Origin of the sequence: Ruminococcus sp. OM04-4AA (assembly GCF_003462585.1) — a bacterium.
GTDB classification, from domain to species: domain Bacteria; phylum Bacillota; class Clostridia; order Lachnospirales; family Lachnospiraceae; genus Mediterraneibacter; species Mediterraneibacter faecis.
The window spans coordinates 59722-69872 of record NZ_QTZH01000011.1; the positions used below are offsets into that span (position 1 = coordinate 59722).

Consider the following 10151-nt stretch of genomic DNA (forward strand, 5'->3'; position numbering starts at 1 on the left):
TAAAAGTATACATTCGCAGTCATTGAGACAGTATAGCATATAAAGTCTCATATTTCCAGTGTTTTTTCCACTTTCCTATATCTTTTACATGTTTTTTTACATTTTTCTGACTACTTTTTCTAATTTTATTCCTTATATACAATAGATTCTGCTATTTCAGAAGCTTTCTCATTGCCAAAAAGCTGACGGATCAGTTCCAACGCGAATGGTATCGCTGTTCCCACACCACGGCTTGTTGTGATATTTCCATCTGTAACAAAGGAACAGAACTTTGCTTCTTTACAATTCAGCTGTTCTTCCATCCCCGGATAACAGCATGCTGCTTTCTCCTTCAACAGTCCCAGTGCTCCAAGTACTGTCGGAGCAGCACAGATTGCTGCAATTTCCCTTCCATTTTCGTTGAATTCACAAAGCAGATCTGCCAATCCTTTATGCGCTTTCAGATGCAATGTTCCCGGCATACCTCCCGGAAGTACAAGAAGTTCTGCGTCATCAAAAAATGCTTTCTCAAACAATTCATCCGCTTCCACCTGTATTCCATGTGCTCCGTCAATCTGCAGTTTTCCCATAACAGAAACTGTCTCTACAACCGCTCCTGCTCTTCTTAACAGATCCACTACAGTTAAACCTTCTACTTCTTCAAAACCGTCTGCTAAAAATACAACTACTTTTTTCATCCAATGCTTCCTCGCTTTCTGATGATATCTCAACAACGATTTTATTTTACTGCGTAGATAAGTTGTTCGTCAAGTCAAGATAGTACTCATCTCACCATTGCCTTTTTATATTTCACGTATTATGATGTAAGTGTCAAAAGTATAAATTGCGTTTGTGCTCGCACAAATAAGCAATTTATACTTATTGACACGCCGAACACCGAAACGGAATAAAATGGTGTGAACACGCCATTTTATGGAAGTTTGAGGTGTTCGAGGATTGTGGGAATTGCATAGCAATGGAGCAATCCGGTTACATCAGTGAGTGGCAAAATTTACTTTTGACACTCACTTCATATTATTATAGTATAAACATTCGACATCAGGAGGAATATTTAGCTATGGAAATAGAACGCAAATTTTTAATACAAAAACTTGAGGAGTTGCCATTTTCTCCTTTCGATTATCCTCACAAAGAACTGGAGCAAGGCTACTTATGCACTGCTCCTGTCGTAAGGATACGCAGAGAAGATGACGATTATATTCTCACCTACAAGTCTAAAGGGCTTATGGCTCGTGAAGAATATAATCTTCCTCTCACAAAGGAAAGTTATGATCATCTGAGAGAGAAAGTTGACGGGCGCATCATTCATAAAACACGCTACATCATTCCCATGAATTGTATCTGTCCTGAAAATGCAGCTTTCTGTTCCACTCCGCTTTTTCTTGAATTAGATATCTTCCATGATGACCTTGCTCCACTGATTCTCGCCGAAATTGAATTTCCAGACGAAGAAACAGCTAACACCTATCCCACACCTCAATGGCTGGGAAAGGACGTCACCTTCAGTTCTGCGTACCATAACAGTACACTGAGCAAATTATAAAAGGAAAACTATCGTCTACAATAATTCAACCCTTGTTTGTATTATTATCGTAGTCGATAGTTTTCCTTTTTTATTTTCATCTTTCAGAATCCAATGTAGCAAATACAAATTAATCTGCCATACGGATCATCTTCACAACTTCTGGCATCTCTTCTGCTTTCTGCGCATACTCCGCCTCGGTCATCTCACCCGTGATAACAGCAAATTCTCCCTTGACATCATCTACTTTGACAACTTCAGCTTGTCCGAACACTTCGTCCACACGGGATTTGAGTGCAGATTCTTCTCCATTAATTCTGACGAAGAATCTTCTCTTCGCATCCGCATTCGGAACAAGTTCGAGTGTCTTACTCTCCCATCTTGTTACAACAGTTCTGTGAAGGTGCTTTGCGGCATCTACAACATCTGCAACTACAGCACTTGCTGTCGGGAGCTTACCTGCTCCACTTCCGTAGAACATTGCATCACCAAGCATATTTCCACGAACAAAAACTGCATTAAATACATTATTCACATTACACAGCGGATGATTCTTGGAAAGAAGCATCGGTGCAACGATTGCTGAGAAGGAGTCTCCTTCTCTCTTGCTGGACGCGAGTAGTTTAATCGCCATATCCATCTTCTTAGCATATTTCATATCTTCCGTTGTGATCTTTGTGATTCCTTCTGTATGGATTGTCTCGAAATCCACATGTTGTCCCGCGATCAGGGATGTCAGAATCGCAATCTTTCTACACGCATCATGTCCCTCGACATCTGCTTCCGGATTACGCTCCGCGTATCCTTTCTCCTGCGCCTCTTTGAGCACCTCATCATAATCAGCACTCTCAAAGAACATCTTTGTCAGCATATAGTTTGTTGTTCCATTCAGAATTCCCGTCACTTCGTCGATTCTATCTGCTGTCAGAGAGGAATTCAGTGCACGAATGATTGGGATACCCCCACCAACACTTGCTTCAAACATAAAATTGATACTTCTGTTACGAGCAATCTCAAGAAGTTCTGCTCCATGTTTTGCTACCAGAGCTTTGTTGGATGTAGCGACGTTCTTACCTGCTTCCAGACAACGTTTTACAAATGTATATGCCGGCTCTACGCCTCCCATTGTCTCAACAACAATATCTACTTCTGCATCATTTACGATTGTCTCAAAATCATGTGTCAGAATCTCTTCTACCGGATCGCCCGGAAAATCTCTGAGATCCAGAACGTATTTTACATTTATCACATCCTGAGCTCTTTCATTGATGAGTTCACCATTGGTTCTAAGGACCTCTACAACTCCTGATCCTACTGTACCGTATCCCATTACTGCTACATTTATCATTCTGCTTTTTTTCCTTTCTGTGCTTCTGCATCCATGCTCAAATATGCGTTAATAAAAGGATCAATATTTCCATCCATTACTGCACCTACATTGCTGATTTCTGCGTTTGTTCTGTGATCCTTGACAAGTGTATATGGCTGCATGACATAAGAACGGATCTGATTTCCGAAATTAATATCTCTAACCTCTCCGCGGATGTCTGACATCTTCTCTGCCTGTTCCTGCTGTTTGAGTACATACAGTTTGGATTTCAACATCTGCATTGCCTTATCTTTATTCATGTGCTGGGAACGTTCATTCTGACACTGAACCACAATTCCTGTCGGAAGATGTGTGATTCGGATTGCAGATGACGTCTTATTGATGTGCTGTCCGCCGGCACCACTGGAACGATAAGTATCGACACGGATATCATCGTCATTGATCTCGATATCGATATCTTCTTCAATATCCGGAATTACATCACAGGATGCAAATGACGTCTGTCGCTTTCCATTTGCATTAAATGGAGAAATACGTACCAGACGATGTACACCTTTCTCGGAACGGAGATAACCATAAGCGTTTTCTCCCTTGACCTCAAAAGTAACTCCCTTGATACCTGCTACATCTCCTTCCAGATAGTCCAGCACCTCGACTTCATATCCTCTCTTTTCAGCCCAGCGGCTGTACATACGATAGAGCATGCTTGTCCAGTCCATTGCCTCTGTACCGCCTGCACCTGCATGAAGTGTCACGATTGCATTATCTGCATCATACGATCCGATCAGAAGTGTGCTGATTCGCAGTTTCTCAAAGACTTCCTCAAATGTTCCAAGTTCCTCTTCAATCTCTTCTGCGGCTTCCTGCTCCTCGTCTTCTCCTGCACTCATTTCAATCAGAAGAAGCATATCTTCATAATCTGTAAATAATTTTTCAATCTCTTTTACAGAATCCTGAGGCCTTTCAATTCTTTCATTACATGCTGGGAAATCTCCGGGTCATCCCAGAATCCTGGTTCCTCCAGTCTCTTTTCTAATTCTTCGATCCTAAGCTTCTTTGAAGCGAGGTCAAAGTGAATCCCTCAAATCTTTCAGCGGTTCTTCATATGCAGTCAGTCTTGACTTCAGTTCATCCAGTAAAACCACCTTAATCACCTCTTTCATATATATACTTTAAATTATTGTAACTGTTCAGAGCCAACCTCCAAAATGCTACGCATTTCGTCGGTGTGGCGTATCCGCCAAATAAAATTTCAAAAACAGTCTTAAAAATGCAAGCATTTTATAGCTGTTTTATGAAATTTTGCTTGGCTCTGAACAGTTACAAATTATTTTAACACTTGTAAAGAAAATGGTCAAATGCAGATGAAAGGGATTCATTGTTGATCTCGTGGTAGTGTGAACAGTAGTACAGGATAGTAAGTAACAGAAATGTAATATTTTTCGAATAATTCTTAATGAATCATTACTATATATTTAAGATATATGGTCTATAATAAATATAATCATATGGATATTGTATGCCAAAGATGCCGGAAATGATGATGTCAGCAATATTCGTAAGAAAAAGAGCGTTGTTTACAGTAATGCAGAGGGAATGGGAGAAAGAATGCAGCAAAAGATAAAGAAAATTTTGATAAAGATAAAAGATACAATGGTGAGTGTCATGCACAGTTACAAAAGAATGCGGCAGGAGAACAATATTTATTTCAACATACTGGTAGGACTTGTGTTTTTTGCAATTGTCGGAACAGGTGTATGTATGGTGGCAAATGCGCGGGAAGTAGCAGCTTTACGTCAGGTAGAAATGCAGAAAGAGAAAGAAGCACAAGAGAAGAAAAAAGCTGAAGAAGAAGCGAAAAAAGCAGAAGAGGCAGCAAAGGCAGAAAGAGATAAGTCCATGTCTCTGCAGCCGGGAGTTGCAGTTGGAACCATGGATCCGCAGGATGATGAGAAAGTCGTTTATCTGACATTTGATGATGGACCGTCTGCAAATACGCAGCGTGTGCTTGATATTCTGGATCAGTATGATGCGAAAGCAACCTTTTTCATTACTGCCCAGCAGCCGGATTATTTCCCTATGATCAAGAAGGTTTATGATGAGGGACATACAGTTGGACTTCACAGTTACACTCATGAATATGATCAGGTCTATGCATCTGTGGATGCTTATTTTGATGATCTTGAGAAAATAGGAGAGGTGGCAAAAGAACAGCTTGGATTTGTTCCATGCTTTATCCGTTTTCCGGGAGGCGCATCGAATTCTATTTCAAAAAAATACTCGGCAGGAATTATGACACAGCTGACACAGCAGGTGTTGGATAAGGGATACCAGTATTATGACTGGAATGTGAGCAGTGGAGATGGAGGAACGGTTACGGCAGATCAGATCATCGCACAGTCAGAAACGGATGAGTATACCAAAGTAATGCTCCTGTTCCATGACACAGAGGCGAAGGAGTCTACCATTCAGGCACTTCCGACGGTAATGGAGTACTATAAAAATCTGGGATATTCTTTTAAGGCAATCGATCGGGAAAGCCTGGTTGTGCATCATTCAGTGAATAATTAGAAGATAACAGAGAAAGAAAAGCAGGAGTTGGCTGTAAAGAAGAGCAGTCGACTCCTTTTCTTTCTTATGATATGATGTAAGTGTCAAAAGTATAAATTGCGTTTGTGCTTGCACAAATAAGCAATTTATACTTATTGACACGCCGAACACCGAAAACGAGAAAACAATGAAAGGGGCAGATTTTATGGGGAATAACTCAGAAAATAAGCCGGACAGATATATAAATATAGGTATTGTAGCGCATGTGGATGCCGGAAAGACGACACTGTCAGAAAGCATGCTCTATCATGCCGGAGCAATCAGGAAGATTGGCAGAGTGGATCATAAAGATGCGTTTCTAGATACAGATCAGATGGAAAGAGAACGTGGGATCACTATTTTTTCCAAGCAGGCAGTATTCCGGTGGAAGGATCGCACAATCACACTTCTTGATACACCGGGACATGTGGACTTTTCTGCGGAGATGGAACGCGTTCTGCAGGTTCTGGATTGCGCGGTGCTTGTTGTCAGTGGAGCAGATGGTGTGCAAGGACATACACAGACATTATGGAAGTTATTAAAAAGATATCAGATTCCGACCTTTCTTTTTGTGAATAAAATGGATCAGGAAGGAACGGATGGTGAAAAACTTCTGAAAGAACTTCGCAAGCGTTTTGGGGAAAATGTCGTTCCATTTGTGGATATCATGACAGAATCTGACTGCCCGGGTGGAAAAGTATATTTACATACGAAAGAGAGCGCAGTGGAAGAGGTGCTGGAAGAGCTGGCTGTCTGTGAAGATGATATGATGGAAGAATATCTGGAAGAGGGAAGAATCTCTTTGGATAAAGTACAAAAAGCGGTTGCAGACCGCCAGGTGTTTCCATGTTATTTTGGTTCGGCACTACATTCTCAAGGCGTGGAAGAACTTTTGGATGGACTTGATCTGTATATAAAAGATAAGACTTATCCGGCAGAGTTTGGGGCAAAGGTTTATAAGATTGCAAGGGATAATCAGGGAAACCGTCTGACCTATCTGAAAGTGACAGGTGGAAGACTGAAAGTAAAAGATGTAGTGGAAGGACTGAATGAAAAGATCAATCAGATCCGGATCTACTCCGGTGAGAAATTTGAGGCTGTCCAGGAAGTAGAAGCCGGAAGAGTATGTGCAGTGACAGGATTGGAAAATACAAGACCCGGGCAGGGAATCGGAGCAGAAGAAGAGTCAGATTTACCAGTATTAGAGCCGGTGTTGACATACCAGATCCTTCTTCCGGATGACTGTGATGTACATAAGATGCTTTTGAACCTAAAGATTTTAGAGGAAGAAGAACCAGAACTTCATATTGTATGGGAAGAACAGACTTCTGAGATTCATGTACAGTTGATGGGAGATGTGCAGATTGAGATTTTACAGCGGATGATAAAGGAACGTTTTGGTGTGCTGGTAGAATTCAGTGAAGGAAGTATTGTTTACAAAGAGACAATCACAGCACCGGTAGAAGGTGTGGGACACTTTGAACCATTACGTCATTATGCAGAAGTGCATCTGCGCCTAGAACCGGGAGAACGTGGATCCGGAATGCAGTTTGCAGCAGAGTGCAGTGAAGATATTCTGGACAGAAACTGGCAGCGGCTTGTTCTGACACATCTGGAAGAGAAGGAACACAAAGGTGTGCTGACAGGTTCACCAATCACGGATATGAAGATTACGCTGACTTCTGGACGTGCACATCAGAAACATACGGAAGGCGGAGATTTTCGTCAGGCAACTTATCGTGCAGTGCGTCAGGGATTAAAGAAAGCAGACAGTATTCTTCTGGAGCCATATTATGAATTCCGAATGGAACTTCCATCAGAAAATGTAGGACGAGCTATGACAGATATCCAAAATATGTCCGGAAAATTCGGAACACCGATGATAGAAGAAGAGACAACAGTGCTGACAGGAAGTGCACCGGTGTCCCTGATGCGTGGATATCAGAAAGAATTCACTGCCTATACAGGTGGACGTGGAAGAATGGCAGTTTCGTTGAAAGGTTATGATATCTGTCATAATCAGGAAGAAGTTCTGGCAGAGTCAACCTATGATTCGGAGGCAGATCTGGCGAATCCGACAGGTTCTGTGTTCTGTGCACATGGAGCAGGATTTGTTGTAGATTGGGATGAAGTTGAAGAATATATGCATATGGAACATACATTGGAATCAGGAAATGATGATGAAATGGATGTAATGGAGGTGACACTTCCAAAACGCAGGCACTCCAGTATTGAACTGACACAGGAAGAGTTGGATGCGATCTATGTCCGTACACCGGATCCGAAGAAGAATCGTTCTACAGGTCCTGTAACTGTCCGGGCAAAGGAAAAGACAAGAGAGCCGGGAAGCGCTTACCAGGATCCGAAGTGGGAAGCGCGCCGGAGAGCGAAAGCCGGAACAGAAGAATACCTTCTGGTAGATGGTTATAATATAATTTTTTCATGGGAGGAACTGAAAGAACTTTCAGAAAGAGATATTGGTGCAGCAAGAGGAAAGCTTGCAGATATTCTAAGTAACTATCAGGGATTCCGCAAATGTACCCTGATCCTTGTGTATGATGCTTATAAAGTAGAGGGGAATCCGGGTGAAGTGATGAAATATCATAACATTTATATCGTCTATACGAAAGAAGCAGAAACAGCAGATCAATATATTGAGAAGACAGTCCGCAGGATTGCGAAGAATGCAGATGTAACAGTAGCCACATCAGATGGACTTGAGCAGGTGATCATCATGGGGCAGGGGGCTCACAGAATGTCTGCGCCAGGTCTGAAAGAAGAGGTTGAGTTGGCATTAAAAGAACTCAGAGGAGAGCATCTGGGCAGGCAGGTAAATCTGAAAAATTATCTTCTGGATTATCTTGATGAGGAAACCGCAAAACAGATGGAAGAAATCCGTTTGGGAAAAGAAAAGGTAAGCAGGTAATCATCTGTATCTGTTAGCACCCATATTTTTCTGATACACTCTTTTCATAACAAAGGAAGGAAACTGTATCATTATGAAAACAGATGAAAAAGTTACACTGTGGTCTGAAAGAATTAGTGAATTTCATTCAAGTACAGTATTCGGATTGAAGTAATGCCGAGTGCCCTCCAGAGCTTTTTAGTGTTCTGATTAGGGGACTGAAAGAACATTCAAGCTGAAATTCAAACTTGATCCCTATTCGCGCTGTATGTTTGCGTTCTGCAACCGCAGGCGGACTTCTATTAAAATTCTGCAATGGGATGAATCCGGTTTCTGGATTCTGATGAAGAGGCTTGACAGGGATTCCTTTCACTGGCCGGATACTCCGGATGAATTACCGGAAGAATTTCGAACCAAACAGAAGAAATAAAATGTGCCGCCCGATGGGCGGCATTTTTTAAAATTCAAGGTACCGATGATTACGTACTTACGGTATATATGGCTCTCATTCTCCGGAATGGTGGCTTTCAAAGTCGATTCTTCCGCAATTATCTGTTTTAGATTTTCCCACATATCTTAGTTTTGCCTCTAGTAACTGTTTTCTGCAACATCCATACATTGTTCGTTTTATCATTTTTAACCGACGGTTTGTCCCTTCTAAAAAACCATTACTATAGTCATAGGCTACCGCATTTTCAACTGCATCTATGTCTCTTTTTAATCCTTCAGCAAAACTCTTTATTGCTTTAATCACGCTTTTGCAATGTTATTCTATAAACAAGTATAGTAGCGGAATATTTTGAAACTCTTTTATATATCTCACATTACAATTCTTACTCTGATAGTAAGTCGAGAAATGATACATAGTCAGTAGCTGGAGAGAATGGCTACAATCTGGCAGAATATTCTTTGGCATCAGAACAAATTTCTGCTGAATCGTCTTATGTCACAGGAATATTTACAGAAATGGAAATATGTTGAACTAATGTTTATATTTGAAAAATGTATAGAATTATTTCTAAAATCAAAAATATAGGGAAAATATGATATAAATATTTGCTTCTCTAGTATATATTTATGCATTGTTAAGAAGAATAATTGTATGGAAAGTTTTCGATTGATTTTCATAATACATCTTAATACTTCCGTTATATTTATTGGCAATGCGGTTTACACTCTTTAGTCCTAATCCATGCTTTTGTTTGTCTTTTTTTGAAGAAGCAGGAAAGCCATTGTCATCAAAAGAAGGAGCATTGTTACAAGTGTTGATAATGCTAATTAGCGTTAGATTAGAATTATTCTTTCGTATAACACTTACTTCAATAAATGAGTTGGGGATGTCATTACATGCTTCCACTGCATTATCCAACAAGTTGCAGAATAAGGAAGTAAGCTCAGGAAAATTAAGTTTTTGTAGCAAATTTGTCCGAATATCGGCTCTAAATTTAATATGTTTGTCATGGCATATTTTTATATAGTGGCAAAATATTGAATTTAACATTTCGTTGTCAGAGACACGGACGGAATCCTGCAGATCAGAAGAATTCAAAAGAGTATCTAGATACTGTTGGATTTTTTCGTGTTTACTTTGTCTATTTAACTGAGCAATTGCTGTTAGGTGTTTGCGTATATCGTGAATTAAAATCTGCTGATTTTTATTATGGATAAACAAAGTTTTATTGTATTCAGCCATAGCATATTCTTTTTGTAATTGTAATTGGAGTTCAATAAATTCTTCGTTTTTTTTTCTGCGTATAGTGGTATATGTATATAATGATAAAATTTATTGATAAAATTTATTACAA

General features: G+C 40.3%; 9 protein-coding genes. 4 read left to right on the forward strand and 5 right to left on the reverse strand.

All coding sequences use genetic code 11. From position 1 onward, the window contains the following. Positions 1–125: 125 nt before the first annotated feature. The gene (locus DXB52_RS05425) at positions 126–677 is read right to left on the reverse strand and encodes a DJ-1 family glyoxalase III (RefSeq protein ID WP_117540655.1); all 552 of its coding nucleotides are present in this window, start codon (positions 675–677) and stop codon (positions 126–128) included. 380 nt (positions 678–1057) lie between these two features. Between DXB52_RS05425 and DXB52_RS05430 the strand changes: the two genes are divergently transcribed. Next, on the forward strand, positions 1058–1543 hold the full coding sequence (locus DXB52_RS05430; RefSeq protein WP_118085125.1) for a CYTH domain-containing protein: 486 nt from the start codon (positions 1058–1060) through the stop codon (positions 1541–1543). A 109-nt stretch (positions 1544–1652) separates the two neighbouring features. Here the strand turns inward: DXB52_RS05430 and DXB52_RS05435 are convergent, their stop codons facing one another. Together DXB52_RS05435 and prfB are read right to left on the reverse strand one after the other, a co-directional pair. Beyond that, positions 1653–2870, reverse strand: coding sequence for a homoserine dehydrogenase (locus DXB52_RS05435; RefSeq protein WP_118106696.1), 1218 nt, complete (start codon positions 2868–2870; stop codon positions 1653–1655). Then, positions 2867–3820: a peptide chain release factor 2 gene (gene prfB, locus DXB52_RS05440; RefSeq protein WP_472519971.1), complete on the reverse strand. Its 954-nt coding sequence runs from the start codon at positions 3818–3820 to the stop codon at positions 2867–2869. Before prfB ends, DXB52_RS05435 begins: the two co-directional genes overlap by 4 nt. A 664-nt stretch (positions 3821–4484) precedes the next feature. On the opposite strand from prfB, the gene DXB52_RS05445 reads away from it, so the two are divergent. From DXB52_RS05445 to tnpB, 3 genes are all read left to right on the forward strand, one after another. Beyond that, the gene (locus DXB52_RS05445; protein WP_237976331.1) at positions 4485–5423 is read left to right on the forward strand and encodes a polysaccharide deacetylase family protein; all 939 of its coding nucleotides are present in this window, start codon (positions 4485–4487) and stop codon (positions 5421–5423) included. A gap of 166 nt (positions 5424–5589) precedes the next feature. Next, a complete protein-coding gene (locus tag DXB52_RS05450; RefSeq protein WP_118106697.1) occupies positions 5590–8367 on the forward strand; it encodes a translation factor GTPase family protein in 2778 nt (925 codons plus the stop codon). 214 nt (positions 8368–8581) lie between these two features. Next, on the forward strand, positions 8582–8776 hold the full coding sequence (tnpB, locus tag DXB52_RS05455) for an IS66 family insertion sequence element accessory protein TnpB (RefSeq protein WP_226865747.1): 195 nt from the start codon (positions 8582–8584) through the stop codon (positions 8774–8776). 75 nt (positions 8777–8851) lie between these two features. Here tnpB and DXB52_RS05460 read toward each other — a convergent pair whose 3' ends face one another. Both DXB52_RS05460 and DXB52_RS05465 read right to left on the reverse strand, forming a co-directional pair. Then, positions 8852–9100 (reverse strand): transposase, encoded by a 249-nt coding sequence (locus tag DXB52_RS05460; RefSeq protein WP_118106698.1) that lies wholly within the window; start codon positions 9098–9100, stop codon positions 8852–8854. Between the two features lie 321 nt (positions 9101–9421). Further along, complete coding sequence (locus DXB52_RS05465; RefSeq protein WP_118106699.1) at positions 9422–10039, reverse strand: sensor histidine kinase; 618 nt, start codon at positions 10037–10039, stop codon at positions 9422–9424. Positions 10040–10151: the final 112 nt, after the last annotated feature.